Below are 17,087 nucleotides of genomic sequence, written 5' to 3'. Positions count from 1 at the left end.
ATTATGTTAAAGTACATAAAACCAGCACCTCCCAACCATACTAATAAAATGTGTTGGAGGTGAGTTTAATGGACAAAAAAGACTTTGAAAAAGTTTATAATGATTACTTACATCAAGGGGAAGAGCAAGTTCAATTTGAAGTAGCTCAGAATGTCGTTTCAGGGGCAGAACAAATAGTTGCCGTTCGTAAAAATGATGACGGGGATTTAATTGCATTTAAAACAAGCGGCGGAAGAGAGTTAGATTATATTACTGCTCTTAACGAAGCAAAATCAGGGAAGTTAGCTCATTTGGACGTATTTCATAAGTATGGTAGGGATATTATACGTAGTGAAGCGGATGGTATAAAGGAAAATAATTTAGACAATTTACCTTCATTTTAAAAGGGTAAACCTCAAGAAGAGAATGTTCATTTGGATATTCTCTTCTTTTCTTTCTCTTCAAATAGAAGGTTCATTTCTAAAGTGCAATCACACTTTTAAAGAGTGCTCTAAAGTTCTCTTTATCTTCTGCTGTAAATGGTTTTGGTCCCTTTGTACGCTTGCCGCTTTTTCGAACCATTGCACTTAAATAACGTGTTTGTAATAGTTGGTCAATGTTTTCATTCGTATACTTGTATCCTTTATGATGAAGAACGATACAGCCTTTTGCTAAAGCGAGTGAAGCAAGACCGTAATCTTGTGTAACGATTAAATCTTCTTTTTTTGCTAACTGCATAATCCGGTAATCCGCAGCATCTGCTCCAGAATCAACATAAATTGTTTCCACACCTTTTGGCTGCTCTGCATTAGAATAATGAGAAAAGCTAGTAACGAGTGTAACAGGAATTTCTGCCTTCGTAGCTTCAAAGATTATAACATCTTTTACAGGGCATGCATCTGCATCAACGTAAATTTTCATTTTTATCACTCCTATAAAGTGAAACTTGAATTAGTGGGAGTTTTACTGCCCACAAATAGCGGGATAAATAGGTTCGACTTGATAATAATGGTAGATTTATCTTTTGTCAAACAAGATCTCTTTACCTAATGTTATTTTTCACAAACCAAAATAGCTTCACGCAAACGAGCAATACCTTCCTCAATTTGATCAATATTCACTTTCCCATAAGATAAACGAATATAACCATCTTTCGCGCCGAAAATACTACCTGGCATAAAGGCAATTTCTTGTTTTAAGCTTTGCATAATGAGTTGTTTTTCGTTTATCGGTTCTTTTAATTTTCCCCATATGTATATACCGCCGGTCGGGTTTGAAAAAGAGATTTTATCGTGAAGTTGCTCGTTTAGGGCGCGGACGATAACGTCTCTTTTTTCTGCTAGTTGTTTTCGTAACGGTACGATATGGGATTGAAATGGTACGGTTTCAAAAAACTGCTGCATAAGCCACTGCGGGAATATGCTCATACCTAATTCCATTTGGTGCCGTGCGTCAGATAACCTTTCTACTACAGACTGCGGGGCGACAAGCCAGCCGACTCGTAAACCTGGTGCGATCATTTTTGATAAGGAATGTACATAAATGACTGTTCCGTTTTCATCAATTGATTTTAAAGTAGGACAAGGTTGTTTCTTTTCTAACGTAAGTAAACTAGACGGATCATCTTCAACGATCGCAATTCGTAAGTCTGCGCAAAGTGATAACAGTTTTTTTCTGCGCTTTGGATGAAGCATCGTTCCCGTAGGATTTTGGAAATTTGGATTTAAAAAAATCATTTTAATACGATGCTTTCTAAATAATTCTTGCACATCGTCTGGATTAATACCGTGTTCGTCGACGGGTAACGGGAAAATACGAATACCTGCTGATTGGAATAACGGCAGGGAATAACAGTGTGATGGACTTTCGAAAGCAACAGCATCACCTGGATTTAATAAACATTGTACGATAAGGTGAAGTGCTTGCTGCGCGCCGGATGTAATCATAATGGATTGTTCGGTTGCTTCAACTTTTAAATATTCTTTCATATATCTTACGACTGCTTGTCTTAGTGGGAGATAACCTTGCGGGTGATCGTAACTTAATGAATTCGTTAACGGTTGTTCTCGTAAAATCGTTTGTAGTTGATCGTGAGGATAGAGATTACAACCGAGTTCTCCATTAGCGAAATCTATAATATTTTCATTTTGTTGTACTTCTGACCGAATATGACGAAGTAACGGTAAGTTTGGTAAAAACGTACCACCTTCTACGAAATTTCTCCAGTTCGGCGTTAATGTTGGAGAAACGCCCCACATATGTGTACTCACACGTGTACCTTTACCGGTCGTACTTTCTACAATTCCCATAGCACGAAGTTCATTATAAGCAGTTGTTACTGTACTTCGGTTTACATTTAATTGAGTAGCTAATTTCCGTTCTGAAGGGAGGAAGCTACCTGGAGGAAGTTCTCCGTATGTAATACGTTTTTCAATAAAGTCAACAACTTGCTGATAAATAGGGATTTTACTGTCATTATCTAGCTTCCATTGCATAAAAAACGCCTCCGTATCTTTTCACTACATCAAGTATAGCAAATTGGCTGGGTAAAAAAACAGCCAATTGGACGGTGTTTTATCCAGCCAATTTTACTATGCTAAATATGGAAGGGGAGATTCGGATGAAACGATGGCAAATGGAATGGCTCCTAGTATCAGTTGCATTAGTATGGGGAGCAAATTATACAATTGGAAAGTATGGCGTGGCATTTATGTCATCCATTCAATTTAATAGTTTACGATTTTTAGTAGCATCACCGGTATTATTACTTATTACTTTTATAATGGAACGCTCATTACGTATTGAAAGAAAAGATTGGTTACGATTATTAGCAGTAGGCATTGTTGGAACGACGATGTATCAAACGATGTTTATGCTATCTGTGAAATATACTTCAGCAACGAACGCCTCATTATTAATTGCGATGTCACCTATATTTACAGGGATATTAGCAGTATTGCACAAACAAGAACGTTTTTCGATGAAAGTGCAAATTGGTTCGATAGTAGCATTTATTGGTGCAGCATTCGTTTTATTAACAGGGCATACAGGAGGAGCTACTTACGAGTATGCATGGCTCGGAAATGTAATTGGATTAGTCGCGGCAATTGCGTGGGGATGGTATCCGATATTAGCGCAACCTCTTATTACAAAATACTCTGCAATGAGAGTCACATCATGGTCTACTTTAATTGGAATTGTACCTCTCGTTATATACTGTTTATTCAACGTAAATACATTAACGTGGCCAGTAGATATGCCAAGCTGGGGCTCACTAGCATATTCGATCGTCTTTGCGACAATTTTCGGACTTGCGATGTGGTATGTCGGTATTAGCAAAATCGGCTCAACAAAAGTAATGGTTTATATGTATCTTGTACCATTGTTCGCAGTTATCTTTGCAGCTGTAACAATCGGAGAGGAAATCAATATGATGCAATTAGTTGGCGGTCTTATTATCTTCATCGGTTTATATGTAGTCAAAAAAGGCGGAATCAAAAAGCCTGCTCTCAATTTGAAAAAAGTAAGTTAGTAGTAAAAATGATCTCTTTCACATAGAAGGAGATCATTTTTTATTTCGTAATAAAATCGCTTGTTCAATGGCCCATTTTTGATGATCATGAATGAGAAGCTCTACAGCAAGTAAAGGAGACATCCACCGCAAAACATGATCTTCCTCACAGTTTTCAGTTTGCTGATTCACCATGTTCGCGATGTAAAAGAACCCATCGTTTAAATAATATGTATCTTCCTTTTCAGCATAAAAATATCGCATTGCATTACCGATATACTGCTCAATTTCAATTGCCCATCCTAATTCTTCTAGTAGTTCACGATGTAAGCATTCATCTTTTGTTTCAGTACCTTCCATACCGCCACCAGGTAAAAAGTATCGTTCCCCTTTTTGGACAACAGCAATCTTTGAAGAAGTTGAGTTAAAAATAATTGCATAACAACTAGGTCGTAATACATATTGCTCAGTAAGCTTTTTACAACCAAAAGTAAGTTTAGACATCATAAAACACCTCATCTTTCTATAAAATACATAAAAGGAATATTAAGGTAATAATGGAATTGTATAAGTATAATCTTATGAGATGGGAGTGATACCAAAATGATAAATCGAAAGTGTTCGCGCTGTAAAGAAATAACAGGTACATTGCACGGTGGTAAAAAAATTAAGGAAGAATTTCTATGTGAAGATTGTTTGCAAAAAGGAATTGCGAGCGGAGAAATCGAATTATCACAATTGGAAGAAAAACAAACTTCGTATCTTTCTATAAAGATATTAAAAATAATGAGTGTTATTTATTTAATATTCTCTATTATAACCGCTTTTTCTGCTGGAGCACTTATACAGGATCCAGGGCTTGGTGGAATATCATTTTCAATAACAGGTGCAGTTGGTGTTATGGTAATTGGATCGATATTCCAGTCTGTGCTTGTGTTTTCAGGTATTTGGGTATTCATCCTTCTAGTAGAAACAGTCATTAAAATTTATGAAAAAATGAAGTGAGTGAGAGGGAGAAACATATGCGAGTAAGAAATATCCAAGGGGAAGATTATGTAAAAATTCATTCTGTTTTAAATGATTGGTGGGGCGGGAGAGACATGGCTGGCATGTTGCCAAAATTGTTTTTCGTCCACTTTCAAGAAACGAGTTTTATTATTGAAGAAGAGGGAGAAACGTTAGGTTTTTTATGTGGATTCTTTTCGCAAACGCATAAAGAGGAAGCGTACGTTCATTTTATCGGAGTAAATCCGAAGTATAGAAGACGAGGAATCGCATCGACATTATATTCTTATTTCTTTGATGTAGCTCGTGCAAATAACCGTAAAGTTGTAAAAGCAATCACATCACCAATTAATAAAAAGTCGATATTATTTCATCAAGAAATCGGTTTTCGAATTGAGGCTGGGGATGATGAGGTAGAGGGTGTATCGGTACATACAAATTATGACGGGAACGGCGGGAGTAGAGTTTTGTTTTTGAAACATGTGTAAAAGTAGGCTAGCGCTAAGTTAGCCTTTTTATTGTGAGGAGAAAGAGATATGGAGAGTAAACAAAGTAGAAATGAGTACATAAGGCGCATTTATAAAGTACAAGACTATATAGAATCACACATAAATGATTCACTTTCAATTGAAGAGTTAGCCAATGTCGCAGGATTTTCAAAGTATCATTTTCATAGAATTTTTAAAGGAATAGTAGATGAACCGTTATCCCGGTATGTGAATCGCTTGAAGTTAGAAAGGGCAACAAACATTCTTACATATCGATTGGATATGACGATTACGGATATCGCTTACCATTTTGGTTTCACAGATTCAGCAGTTTTCTCTCGGACATTTAAAAGTTATTACGGTGTAAGTCCGTCTCAATATCGAAACCATAATAGCAAGAATTGCAAAGACGTAAGTGAACCTTCTCAATACAATGAATGTAAGAAGGTTCGAGGAAATGTTGAAATTGTAACAGCGGACGATATAAACGTCGCATACATAAGACATATCGGTACATATGAAGAGTTAACTATAGCTTTTCCGAAAATGATAGAGAAATTATTTCATTACGCAGCTAAGCAAAACTATCATGTATTTGAGGATACGAAAGTATTAACCATTTACCACGATCATCATGAGTTTACAGAAGACTATCATTTAAGAACAAGTTTATGTATAACAATTCCAGATGCGCCCGCAGTAGAAACGAGTGATATTGGAATAATGGTAATAGCTTCTGGAAAGTATGCAGTAGGGCATTTTGAAATATTCCAAGATGAATATAAAGGAGCATGGGATTTTATATACGGTGAATGGCTGCCAAATAGCGGATATAAACCGAGAGATTCGTATCCTTTTGAAGTGTATAGAAATGATCCAAAGAAGCATCCCAGAAAAGAAACATATAGTTGATATATATGTACCTATCGAACCTTTTTAATTATAGGTTAAAGGGAGAGGAATAATGAAAACTGCTGAAAAGTTAGATCAGATTATAAAAGAAGAATATAAAATATGAATGGTATGTTAGTAGTGCAGAAAGGTAATGTTATTTTTGAAAAATATTATAACGGTTACGGACCAAATAATGCATTTCATGTAGCGTCAGTTACAAAAACGATAATCTCTGCGCTAATTGGGATATGTATAGATAAAGGCTATATAAAAAGCGTTGATCAAAAAGTAATAGAGTTTTTCCCTGAATATAAACTTAAGGCATCTGAAGTAACAGTACGCCATCTTCTAACAATGACAGCGCCATATCCTTTTGTAGACTGGCAAGAACCGTTAGAAGAACTATGTACACAAGAGGATTGGGTACAGTATACACTTAATAGAATGGGGAACGGCGGAGAAATCGGATCTTTTAAATACTCATCTGCAGGAGCGCATGTACTATCAGCAATTATTACGAGTGTAACAGGAAAAAGTGCGCGTGAATTTGCGAATGAATACTTATTTCAGCCACTCGGTATGAGAGAAATTCCAAACTACAATATGAAATCTTTTGGATTCGATGACTTATTCGGAAAAGATGTGAAAGGATGGGTTCATGATCCAAATGGTATTTCGACGGGCGGCTGGGGACTAACTTTAACAGCTAGAGATATGGTGAAGTTTGGACAATTATATTTGAGTGATGGTACTCATAATGGAAAGCAAATTCTTTCAAAATCATGGGTAAAAGAGTCGACAGAAATGAACCAAAATCAATATGGTTACTTATGGTGGTTACGAGAAGAGGATGGAATCTTTTCATACTGTGCCATGGGTGATGGTGGGAATGTGATTTGTTGTGTACCGGAGAAGGATTTGGTGGTGGCCATAGCAGCTGGAATTATATTGGAAGCTAATGATGTATGGGAGTTAATTAAAGAGTACATATTTCCTTATTTAAAAGATTAATATGTTTATTTTTATGAAAATGAGAATAAAAGGTTTAGTTATACTTGTTTTGTTCTCTATATTATTATCTTCTTTATTTGTTTGAAACGCTCCCAAATATCGATTTAAACAATAAAGAAGAAATTGATAAAGTCTTACCGTGGTCAACAGATTTACCGTCTAGATGCAGAGTGCCGAAGAAAAGTGAATTAAACAAAAAATAACTCCAAAATCAACTTTCATTGTATATTTTGGAGTTACTTTAAGTTTACGGATATTTCATATGGAGATAGTTTTCTAATTGAGTTATTCTGCCCAGTTAGTGCAGTAACAGAGTGTAGTTAGTTTCGGTACATCTTTTTTATAAACAATACAACTTTGTTTTAAATTAACCATCTACTCCCAAGTTTAAAAATTGAACAAGTTGATCATTTAAATAACTTGTACTATAAGAAAAATCATTTTGATACCATTCAATAATGATGCCAATAATCGCATTCGCTTGGTAGGAACAATAAAGTGAAGGGTTCACCCCTTCTTTAAATAAAGCTTCTTTATCTTGAAGTAACAAATGTTTTATTTCCTCAAAAAATAAATAATAGTATATTAAAGGAACCTTTTTGGAAAATACAATTCTGTAGAATGATTTATATTTTTCGATATGATGAAAAATCCGAATTGTAGTAGGATCTAATTTACTAGTTTTCAATACTGATACGTAGCGATAAGGTTCTTGATAAGAACGTGTCAAATCTGCTGTAATTTCTTTAAAATACTCCTCAAATAAATCTTCTACTTGTTTATAATGCAAGTAAAATGTACCACGATTTACTTTTGCCTTTCTGCAAATTTCCGAGATGGAGATGACTTCTAAAGTTTTTTCGTTTAATAATTCTAACAATGCGTTATGTAACGCCTCTTTTGTTTTCACAATACGCATATCTGTACGCATCATTTTTTTCACCTCTTAATGAACACATTTCTTTCGATGTGTTAATTATTGAACATTTATCACTTTTTTGCTCATTGTAAGCGCTCTTTTAAATTATTATAATTTTTATTGAACAACTGTGCAATAAAAGACAAAGGGGGCCGTTTCAGATGAGATTAGAAGGTAAAGTAGCAATTGTCACTGGTGCTGCGTCAGGTATGGGGAAAGCAATTGCAGAAGGTTATGCAAAAGAAGGAGCAAAAGTCGTTGTATCAGACTTAAATTTAGAAGGGGCTCAATATGTAGTGCAAGGAATTAAAGCTACAGGTGCAGAGGCCATTGCTGTTCAAACAAACGTTACCTCTGATGAAGATATTCAACGCCTTTTCGATGAAACAAAACAAGCTTACGGGGAATTAGATATTCTTGTTAATAATGCAGGTATCATGGATGGAATGGAACCTGTTGGTGAAGTTTCAGACGAACGCTGGGAAAAGGTTTTCTCTGTGAATACAGTATCTGTAATGAAAACAATGCGTATTGCAGTGAATCTATTCTTGGAACAAGGACACGGTACGATCGTCAATAATATTTCTGCAGGTGGATTATGCGGTGCACGTGCTGGTGCTGTTTACACAGCATCTAAACATGCAGTCGTTGGCCTAACAAAAAATACGGCCTTTATGTATGCAAACAACAACATCCGTTGTAACGGTATCGCCCCTGGAGCAGTCATAACAAACATTGCTTCTACAATGACGAATGTGAGCGAATTTGGTGCGAGCCGTCAAGCATTAGGTATGGCAATTAATCCACGTGCTGGACAACCAGAAGAAGTTGCACAACTGGCTATCTTCTTAGGGTCAGACGAAGCTAGTTTCGTAAACGGACAAGTCATTTCTGTAGACGGCGGCTGGACTTCATATTAATTTTAATTCAAGTTTAAAAAAGAAAATAAGTTTTGAAAAAGCAATGCTCCTGTCAATTTGGCAGGGGCATTGTCCATATAATACATATAAAAATAAGTACTTTTTATTTAAGAAACCGTATTGATTAATTTTTCAAAAGGGTTTCTTTTTTGCTTATAGAATTAAAATTGTAGTAAAAAAGAAAATCCCGCGTAACTTTCCACAATAAAAAATCGTTAAACAAATGAATAGATTTTTTATCACGAATGGGGGAGAACCATGAAAATTCTAATACTAGGCGGTACACGATTTTTAGGAAGAGCTTTTGTAGAAGAGGCTTTGAACAGAGGACATGAAGTTACATTATTTAACCGCGGAACAAACAAAGAAGTTTTTCCTGAAGTGGAGCAGCTTATCGGTGACAGAAATGGTGATGTATCAAGTTTAGAAAATCGAAAATGGGATGTTATCGTAGATACATGTGGATTTTCTCCACATCACATTAGAAATGTTGGAGAAGTACTGAAAGATAATATTGAACACTATATATTCATCTCAAGCCTTTCCGTATATAAAGATTGGATCCCGCATGACATAAAAGAAGACTATATATTACAACCTGAACCAACGGGTGAGCAAATAAAGGCTGTAGAGAATGGTGAAATATCTCCTTATGAGTATTATGGTGCGCTTAAAGTATTATGTGAAAAAGAAGTAGAGAAGTATTGGCCGGGGCGTGTTTTACACGTAAGAGCAGGACTTCTTTCAGGAATGTTTGATTATACAGATCGACTTCCATACTGGATTCAGCGTGTAGCAAAGGGCGGAAAAGTGTTAGTTCCAGGAAGAAAAGATCGTCCAGTACAATTAGTTGATATAAAAGATGTCGCGAGCTTTGGACTCGACATGGCAGAAAATAATAAAGCAGGTACATTCAATATAACAGGTCCGAATGATGAATTAACGATGGAAGAACTATTAAATACATGTAAAAAGGTTACGAATAGCGATGCTGAATTTGTTTGGGTTGATGAATCGTTTATGAATGAACATAAAGTGCAGCCTTGGACAGAGATGCCTTTATGGCTTCCCGAAACTTTTCCGTTAGAAGGGGAAACGAAGCCGTGGAAAGGTGGGTTTTCTATTAGTGTCGAGAGTGCCGTTAAAGAAGGGCTTACTTTTAGAAGTTTAGAAGATACAGTTACAGACGTGTATGGGTGGATGAAGGAAATGGAAAATAGGGAATTAAAAGCAGGTATTTCAAAGGAAAGAGAAAAGGTGCTGTTAGAAAAGTGGCATGAAATAAAGAGAGTTTAAATAAGAGTCCAATGAAAAAGGACTCTGTCTATTTGCTAAACAGAGTCCTAATATTCATCTACCACTCAATCGGTTCTTCCCCATACATCTCCCATAGCTTAGGAAACTTCTTTTTTAAACCTTCTTCATTCCAGTCAAACTCAAAATCTACATCGTCGAATTCTTCATTAGATAAGACATGGTAAAGTGTAAAGTAAGTATCATCTTCGTCACCAGTTTTTTCTGCATATACAGTGAAACCGAAATATAAAGAAAGTTCTTCTATTTCTGGGACGTCATACTCACTCAAATTTTCTAATACAGGAATTAACCGTTCTGGATCTTCAATACAAGCTTCGTATGTCTCTTTTCCTTGATATAATAACCATCCGCGGAAGTAATCAAAACAATCGTCCGAACAACCACCTAAAATAATATAGGCAGCAGCCCATAAACGAGACGTATAGGAAGCTGTCAAAATACGATGCATATGCGTATCAAAGGCTACAATTTCATGTACTGTACGTTTTGCGAGATGAGAAGTAAGCCATTCTATTTGTTCTTCTTGGTCTTCACCTTTCGTTTTTGCACGACTAAGTAGTTCCCAAAATTCTTCTTCTGTTATCGTTTTTTCTTTTATGTAAATTTCCCCAGGGCATGGGTCTGTATATCCTTTTTTACGTTTGGAAGCAACTAGTTTGTTAGCTTCTTTCATACATTCTTCTTCTGTTTCAAATTCTTTCGCTTTCACGCTGCCAGCTGTGCCAATTTTCCCATAAAACACAACGTAGTCTTTTTCTTTCACAACGATTTTCCAAAACTTATTGGATTTCTCAGTTTGCTGGATTAATAACGTTTCCATTCGTACCCCCATACTGTTTTTCTAGTGTGCAATGTGATTGTAACATATGTATATACACTTGTAATGATGAAAAATAAGAGTTCGGAAAATTCGAAAATGATTGAATGAAGTGGGCGAATTTAGTAATCTTATTTGTACATACATAATCGTTTTTTTATAATTCGATATTTAATATATAAGGGGGCATTACAGATGGATCTTACGTTTAAAGTAGAGGAAACATGTTTTAATTACCGTGTCGGAGCAATTTGTAAATACGATAATAAAATACTCATTCAGCAAGGTGAAGGTGAAGATTTTTGGTACGTACCAGGCGGAAGGGTGAAAATGCTAGAAAATAGTGAAGGTGCATTAAAACGAGAGCTTGCAGAAGAACTAAATGTTCCTATTGAAGTGAAGAGATTAATATGGTCAGTAGAAAATTTCTTCACACTTTCTGAGCGAAAGTTTCATGAGATTAGTTTTTATTACGAAGTAGAGCTACATGAGTTACCTGCAAATGGAGAAGATCAATATATTTTGGAAGAAGAGGGAAGGAAGTATTTATTTAAGTGGGTGCCGGTAGAAGAGTTAGAAGCATATAACTTACAGCCGGCGTTTATAAAAGAGAAAGTAAAGGATATAGCAGTTCATACAGAACATATCGTCTTACAAGATTAAATGTATTCGGAGGGGAGAACGGTGAAGGGGACTAAAAAAGAGATACATATAAATGACAAAGTAATTCATTATACACATATAGAAAAAGGTTCTAGTACGGTTTGCTTTATGTTCTCAGGTTCAGGATACAATTACGATAAGCCGTTATTTTATTATGCGACGATGTTAATGCTTGAACATAAAATGGATGTTGTACATATTCATTATTCTTATGATGGACAATTAATGAATAAACCAATGGAAGAAGTAACGAAAGTAATGATGGATGATATTCATCCTATAATGAATGAAGTATTAAAAGATGAGCAATACAGTCATACAATGTTTTTAGGGAAATCACTTGGAACGATTCCAATTGCGAATGGTGTAATGAAGAGAGAAGAGTTTTTGCAGTCAAAAATGATATTACTTACACCTTTACTGACGTTTGATACGATTTTTGAATCTATCTTACATAGTGATCATGAAGGGCTTTTAGTAATTGGAGACAAAGATCACCAATACAATGCAGATCAAATTAATCAGTTACATAATACAAATTTAAAAATTGATGTTATCAAAAACGCAAATCATTCTGTAAATGTTGGAGAATATGAAACAGAAAATTCAATTGAAGCAATAGCGAAAATAATAGAAAAGCTTAAAGAAATTATTAGGGAAAACTAACTTATCAATACATGCAAAAAGAGGTGCGAATTGCACCTCTTTTACTTTAATAAGCCTTCAGCACATGAAGCAAATAATCCTTCCGATTCAGCGGATTATAATCAACACGTTTTCGAGTAGGGAAGGGAGGCTTCAGCTTTGTGAAACCAGCTGGATTTGTTGTAAAGATACCTTCTCCTTCAGTAAATGAATGAAGCATGCGTTTAAAATGCTCTGTTTTCGCAACAGGTAATGCTCCTGTTAATTGGTAAGAATCATTATATAATATAGGCTCTGCAAAAGTTGCTGGAATGGCAGCGAGCTTATACATTGCGGTACTAATTGCTTGCTCCGGTACAGTTAATTCAAACGCATTAACTGGTTCATATACATATGTTTTAGCTTGTTTTAAAGCATCCATTAAAACGAGCGGTGTTAAGTTTCTAAAGTCACTCGCTGTTGTAACAGGACTTGCATAGCCGGTATGTGTTAACGTGACGATAATATCCGTAAGTTCCCATCCGTATAAACCTTGTTTTAACGTTTGGAATGCTGTATCTTCAATCGCTTTATGAAATGCTAAAGGCAATGAACCAAGCTCAACACCTAGGTTATATGTTATGCCAGAGTTATGCTTTCCACGTTCAACCTTGAAACCAATTGTCGCGTAAAATGGATTCGCTTTTTCACCCATTACGTCGGCAGCATAACCTATACCGACTGGCTTTTCGACACATACAACTCGTGTGTTTGAAAAAGCAACTTGTATATTGTATTTTTCATAAAGCGTTGTTTCAATGACTTCTTTTTGCACCTCACCGAAAAGGCGAATGTATAGTACATTATGAATATCGTCTTTCCACACTTTAATGAGTGGATCTTCTTCACATAGTTCCATAAGAGCAGCGTATAAATCATGAATTCGTTCCTTAGGTACTGCATCGATTGCAGCTTCCATTTGTGGTTCGGCAAAGTGAATATCTTTTATATAATCCGTCCGTTCACCAATAATATCACCAATTTTAATATCACTCAGTCCCCACACTTTACAAAATTCACCGCTTGGAACGGTAGAAGTTTGTAAAGCATCTCCATTATGAAACATGCACATTTTTTTAATCTTTTCCTTATGTGGTAGAGATTCATTGCGCTGTATATCCACATATTTTCTAACGTGTAAGCTACCTGAAAAAACTCTTACATAAGCAATCTTTTCTCCGGAAGATTCACGTTCAATTTTAAAAACAACACTGGATAATTCTTCATCTTGAGACGAATTATTAGCTGGAAGTAAGGCTGAAATATTTTCAAGTAGTTCAGGTACGCCCATGCCTGTCATGGCTGATCCGAAAAAGACTGGATACACATTTGCTTGCTGTATTTGTTGTTCTAGCTCTTTTCTTAATAATGCGTCCGGTATTATTTCATTATTTACATATGATGCAAGCAATGATTCGTTATATGGCGCTAATCGCCCTATACAATCGTCATATGATTTATATTCAATAATATGAGCTGTCTTTGTTCCTTCGTTATGGACAGAATAGAAGGGGAATGCTTCATTTGAAAGAATTTCTTTTATTTGTTTCATAACTTTTTCAGTATTTGCACCACTACGATCAATTTTATTAACAAATAAAATAGTCGGTATGTTTAGTTTCTGTAATGTTCGCATTAAAATCTTTGTTTGTGCTTGCACACCTTCAACGGCAGAGATAACTAAAATCGCACCGTCTAAAACGCGGAACGATCGCTCCACTTCAGCGATAAAATCAGCGTGTCCAGGTGTATCAATGACATTTATTTTTACATCATCAATAAAGAAAGAAACGACAGAAGCTTTAATCGTAATTCCGCGTTGTCTTTCTAATTCCATTGAGTCAGTTTGTGTACTCCCGCTATCAACTCGGCCAACTTCTTTAATTACATTCGTTTCATATAGAATACGCTCAGTCAAACTCGTCTTGCCAGCGTCTACGTGTGCAACAATCCCTATATTTATTGTTGTCATATATAAATATCCTCATTTCATTTCCCATTTTCATTTCCTCATTTCTATTTGTGTATTGCCGCATAACAATCACTCTCCAGTCATTTAAATTATTATTATTATAATGAAATTTACATTTTTTGTAACGCTACAAAGCGCCTTAATTTGGAAAAATAAAAATGAAAACAAAATGCTTGCATTCTAAATCGATATAGATTATATTAATTGACATATCAACTATTGATACATCAAACATTTTTATTTTGATTGTGAAGGAGGGTTAATTTGACAAGTTCGTGCTCAAAAGAAGCGATTATTTTATATAAATTACACTTTCTAAATAAAGAAGTAAGTTCGAAGTTTGAAGGGTGTACGGGTATGAGCCAGTCTCGATTAGAGCTTATACTTCAGTTATATGAAGTAGGTGAAATTAGTCAAAAAGCACTTCAGCAAGAAGTGAATATTGATAATGCTGCGATTACGAGACATTTAAAGCAGCTTGAGGCAAATGAAATGATTGTAAGACGTAAAAATCCAGATGATAACAGAATTACGTTAGTTTCTCTTACTGAAGAGGGACGAAATAAAATTCAAGCGTTTCAAGAGGAAAAAGAGCGTTTTGCAGCATCTGCATTTAAAGGATTAAGTGAAGAAGAACGAGACAATCTTTTAAATATGTTAAACCATATTCAAGAAAATATAAAAGAATTATAAAAAAAGGGAGAATACAACTATGACTAACTCAGTAAAAACAAATGATTTTAACGAAATTTTAACAGGACGTCGTTCAATTCGTAAGTACGACCCTTCAGTGAAAATTAGCAAAGAAGAAATGACAGAAATTCTTACAGAAGCAACACTTGCACCATCTTCAGTAAACATGCAACCATGGAGATTCGTAGTGATTGAAAGTGACGAAGCAAAAGCAACACTTGCGCCACTTGCGAAATTCAATCAATCTCAAGTAGAAACATCTTCAGCGATGATCGCTTTATTTGGTGACTTAAACAACTTTGATAACGCAGAAGAAATTTACGGTACAGCAGTAGAGCGTGGTTTAATGCCAGCTGAAGTAAAAGAAGATCAAATGAAAAAACTTTCAGCTTACTTCTCAATGGTTACACCAGAAGTAATGAAAGATACGGTTTTAATTGACGGTGGTCTTGTAGCGATGCAATTTATGCTAGCAGCTCGTGCTCACGGCTATGACACTTGCCCAATTGGTGGATTTGAAAAAGACCAAATCGCAGAAGCATTCGGATTAGATAAAGAACGTCACGTACCAGTTATGTTAATTTCAATCGGAAAAGCAGCTGACAGTGGTTATCAATCAGTACGTCTTCCAGTTGAAAAAGTTGCTGAGTGGAAGTAATTTTAAAAGAAATAAGTGGAATATGAGAGGGGAAACACCATGATTATTATTCACGCAATATTTCAAGTAGATCCAGCGAAACAACAATCATTTTTAGAAGAAATTCAGCCACTACTTCATGGTTCTAGAGAAGAAAGTGGAAATGTATCTTATGAACTATATAAAGATACAGAAAAAGAAAGTGTTTATACGATGGTAGAAGTATGGAAAGATGAAGCAGCAGTTGCGAGTCATAATACGAGTGAACACTTCACATCTTTCGTTAGTAAAGCACCGCAATTTTTAACAGCTCCGCTAAATATAAAAGCTTATAATGGAGAATTAGTAAAATAATAAGGTAGAAAAAGATGACTTTAGCATATGGCTGAGGTCATCTTTTTTTGTATAAGTAGAATCTACTTTCGATACAGTTATGTTGAAATAGAAGATTTGCTCGTATCCTCAGTAACAGTGCTGAATTGTATGTTAAATTCGAACATTCGGTTTATTAGAATATTTTTCCGTGGTATAATTTTTGTAAATAAAAGGTAGAGGGGAGTAAGTAATGGGAGAATTTCAAAGTAATTTGCATAGGGCAACGCAACTTGCAACGAAAATGAGAACTGCTTCAGATAGAATGCAGAGTGCTACTAGTCGCTCTATAAATAAGGCAACGCGTACTACACTATCTGTGAACTTCAAAGCACAAGAAGCAAATCAGCAAAATTTACACATCACGAAACAATTTTGCGCTGCTTTTCAACAGACGATTGATAATATCCATTCTGTAGCAAATGAATTTGAGAAAATGGATACCGGACTTCAAAAGACTTTTCAATAATGTAACGGCCTACGTAAAGGGGAAAAGGTAGGGAGAAAAGATGAGTCAAGAACTTGAAACGAGAATCAGTCAATGTAATCAAAAATTACGAATTATATTTGAAGAACAAAATAAAAACCGAATTGCGCTGCAAAATCAAGAACAAGCTGAGGCTAGTTTCTATGAATGGAAAAATCGAAGTAATCGTTTATTCAGCAGAATACTAGAAACTTGGCATGGTGACAAAGAAGTATTTCACCTTTTTACGAATATGCGGCAAGAGATCAGGCAGTATGAAAGAAAACTTACATACGAATTAGAAAACGAAAAAGAGACGTTGCTTAAAGAAAAACGGCATCTCAGTGAGAAAGAAAACGACCTTTCCTATGAACAGCAGCAACTACAAAGGGAGGTCAATACATGAGTTTAAACATGTATTTGGGAGAAGTACAAAATCAAACTCAAAGTATGAACGCTATATGTAATGCTACGATTCAAAGTATGGAACAAGCCATTCAATCTATCGATGCGTTTGCGATAGATACAGTATTACAAGGACAAACATACAGTAGTGCAAAAGCCTACCTTGTCCAAACATTTCGGCCATTAGCGCAAGGAATTATATGCTTATGTGAAGAATTAATTCGCCAAAACGAAGCATTCCCAAATGAGTTCCAAGCAAAAGTTGCTTCAACAGATGTGATCGAACATGAAATAAGACAACAAATACAGGAAATCAATCAATCGATTGCAAGTA

At 35.5% G+C, this 17,087-nt stretch carries 20 protein-coding genes and 2 pseudogenes; 16 read left to right on the top strand and 6 right to left on the bottom strand.

Annotated features, from left to right (window positions below; genetic code table 11):
• The first annotated feature begins 68 nt into the window (after positions 1–68).
• Complete coding sequence (locus COE49_RS14895) at positions 69–383, top strand: DUF3892 domain-containing protein (RefSeq protein WP_088229531.1); 315 nt, start codon at positions 69–71, stop codon at positions 381–383.
• A gap of 76 nt (positions 384–459) precedes the next feature.
• Here COE49_RS14895 and COE49_RS14890 read toward each other — a convergent pair whose 3' ends face one another.
• Both COE49_RS14890 and pdxR read right to left on the bottom strand, forming a co-directional pair.
• A complete protein-coding gene (locus COE49_RS14890; protein ID WP_088229530.1) occupies positions 460–900 on the bottom strand; it encodes a YaiI/YqxD family protein in 441 nt (146 codons plus the stop codon).
• 131 nt (positions 901–1,031) lie between these two features.
• Positions 1,032–2,474, bottom strand: coding sequence for a MocR-like pyridoxine biosynthesis transcription factor PdxR (gene pdxR, locus COE49_RS14885; protein ID WP_098357087.1), 1,443 nt, complete (start codon positions 2,472–2,474; stop codon positions 1,032–1,034).
• A gap of 125 nt (positions 2,475–2,599) precedes the next feature.
• Between pdxR and COE49_RS14880 the strand changes: the two genes are divergently transcribed.
• Positions 2,600–3,511 carry a DMT family transporter gene (locus tag COE49_RS14880; protein ID WP_098357086.1) on the top strand — a complete coding sequence of 304 codons (912 nt, stop codon included), beginning with the start codon at positions 2,600–2,602 and terminating at the stop codon, positions 3,509–3,511.
• Between the two features lie 33 nt (positions 3,512–3,544).
• Here COE49_RS14880 and COE49_RS14875 read toward each other — a convergent pair whose 3' ends face one another.
• Positions 3,545–3,997, bottom strand: a complete 453-nt coding sequence (locus COE49_RS14875) for an NUDIX hydrolase (RefSeq protein ID WP_098882383.1) — start codon at positions 3,995–3,997, stop codon at positions 3,545–3,547.
• A 96-nt stretch (positions 3,998–4,093) separates the two neighbouring features.
• Between COE49_RS14875 and COE49_RS14870 the strand changes: the two genes are divergently transcribed.
• The 4 genes and pseudogenes from COE49_RS14870 (at position 4,094) to COE49_RS14855 (ending at position 6,888) form a co-directional block, all read left to right on the top strand.
• On the top strand, positions 4,094–4,495 hold the full coding sequence (locus COE49_RS14870; protein WP_098357084.1) for a DUF3980 domain-containing protein: 402 nt from the start codon (positions 4,094–4,096) through the stop codon (positions 4,493–4,495).
• Positions 4,496–4,512: 17 nt separating this feature from the next.
• Positions 4,513–4,983: a GNAT family N-acetyltransferase gene (locus tag COE49_RS14865; RefSeq protein ID WP_098840833.1), complete on the top strand. Its 471-nt coding sequence runs from the start codon at positions 4,513–4,515 to the stop codon at positions 4,981–4,983.
• A 48-nt stretch (positions 4,984–5,031) separates the two neighbouring features.
• Positions 5,032–5,923: pseudogene (locus COE49_RS14860) on the top strand (AraC family transcriptional regulator).
• Positions 5,924–5,947: 24 nt separating this feature from the next.
• A pseudogene (locus COE49_RS14855) lies at positions 5,948–6,888 on the top strand (serine hydrolase domain-containing protein).
• Between the two features lie 367 nt (positions 6,889–7,255).
• Here the strand turns inward: COE49_RS14855 and COE49_RS14850 are convergent.
• The gene (locus COE49_RS14850; RefSeq protein WP_088229522.1) at positions 7,256–7,822 is read right to left on the bottom strand and encodes a TetR/AcrR family transcriptional regulator; all 567 of its coding nucleotides are present in this window, start codon (positions 7,820–7,822) and stop codon (positions 7,256–7,258) included.
• 146 nt (positions 7,823–7,968) lie between these two features.
• On the opposite strand from COE49_RS14850, the gene COE49_RS14845 reads away from it, so the two are divergent.
• Positions 7,969–8,727 carry an SDR family oxidoreductase gene (locus COE49_RS14845; protein WP_088229521.1) on the top strand — a complete coding sequence of 253 codons (759 nt, stop codon included), beginning with the start codon at positions 7,969–7,971 and terminating at the stop codon, positions 8,725–8,727.
• 258 nt (positions 8,728–8,985) lie between these two features.
• Positions 8,986–10,023, top strand: a complete 1,038-nt coding sequence (locus COE49_RS14840; protein ID WP_088229520.1) for an SDR family oxidoreductase — start codon at positions 8,986–8,988, stop codon at positions 10,021–10,023.
• Positions 10,024–10,081: 58 nt separating this feature from the next.
• Here the strand turns inward: COE49_RS14840 and COE49_RS14835 are convergent, their stop codons facing one another.
• Positions 10,082–10,864 carry a DUF4240 domain-containing protein gene (locus tag COE49_RS14835; protein WP_088229519.1) on the bottom strand — a complete coding sequence of 261 codons (783 nt, stop codon included), beginning with the start codon at positions 10,862–10,864 and terminating at the stop codon, positions 10,082–10,084.
• Between the two features lie 192 nt (positions 10,865–11,056).
• Between COE49_RS14835 and COE49_RS14830 the strand changes: the two genes are divergently transcribed.
• Complete coding sequence (locus tag COE49_RS14830) at positions 11,057–11,524, top strand: NUDIX hydrolase (protein WP_098882386.1); 468 nt, start codon at positions 11,057–11,059, stop codon at positions 11,522–11,524.
• Positions 11,525–12,190: an alpha/beta hydrolase gene (locus COE49_RS14825; protein WP_098945940.1), complete on the top strand. Its 666-nt coding sequence runs from the start codon at positions 11,525–11,527 to the stop codon at positions 12,188–12,190.
• A gap of 46 nt (positions 12,191–12,236) precedes the next feature.
• On the opposite strand, the gene COE49_RS14820 is transcribed toward COE49_RS14825, so the two are convergent.
• Entirely contained in the window at positions 12,237–14,180 is a 1,944-nt protein-coding gene (locus COE49_RS14820) for an elongation factor G (RefSeq protein ID WP_098945939.1), read from the bottom strand.
• A 264-nt stretch (positions 14,181–14,444) separates the two neighbouring features.
• Here COE49_RS14820 and COE49_RS14810 point away from each other — a divergent pair, with 264 nt between their 5' ends.
• The 6 genes from COE49_RS14810 to COE49_RS14785 form a co-directional block, all read left to right on the top strand.
• Positions 14,445–14,873 carry a MarR family winged helix-turn-helix transcriptional regulator gene (locus COE49_RS14810; protein ID WP_000204172.1) on the top strand — a complete coding sequence of 143 codons (429 nt, stop codon included), beginning with the start codon at positions 14,445–14,447 and terminating at the stop codon, positions 14,871–14,873.
• 19 nt (positions 14,874–14,892) lie between these two features.
• On the top strand, positions 14,893–15,531 hold the full coding sequence (locus COE49_RS14805) for a nitroreductase family protein (RefSeq protein WP_088229514.1): 639 nt from the start codon (positions 14,893–14,895) through the stop codon (positions 15,529–15,531).
• 39 nt (positions 15,532–15,570) lie between these two features.
• On the top strand, positions 15,571–15,864 hold the full coding sequence (locus COE49_RS14800) for a putative quinol monooxygenase (RefSeq protein ID WP_088229513.1): 294 nt from the start codon (positions 15,571–15,573) through the stop codon (positions 15,862–15,864).
• A 211-nt stretch (positions 15,865–16,075) separates the two neighbouring features.
• Positions 16,076–16,351, top strand: coding sequence for a TIGR04197 family type VII secretion effector (locus COE49_RS14795; protein WP_088229512.1), 276 nt, complete (start codon positions 16,076–16,078; stop codon positions 16,349–16,351).
• A gap of 40 nt (positions 16,352–16,391) precedes the next feature.
• Entirely contained in the window at positions 16,392–16,754 is a 363-nt protein-coding gene (locus tag COE49_RS14790; RefSeq protein WP_088229511.1) for a DUF3958 family protein, read from the top strand.
• On the top strand, positions 16,751–17,087 hold a 337-nt coding region (locus COE49_RS14785), incomplete at its 3' end, for a T7SS effector LXG polymorphic toxin (RefSeq protein WP_240522828.1). The genes COE49_RS14790 and COE49_RS14785, both read left to right, overlap by 4 nt.

Source organism: Bacillus sp. AFS029637 (genome assembly GCF_002584985.1).
Lineage (GTDB): Bacteria > Bacillota > Bacilli > Bacillales > Bacillaceae_G > Bacillus_A.
Note: the sequence above shows the minus strand (reverse complement) of the source record. Positions and strands in the feature narration are given on the sequence as shown.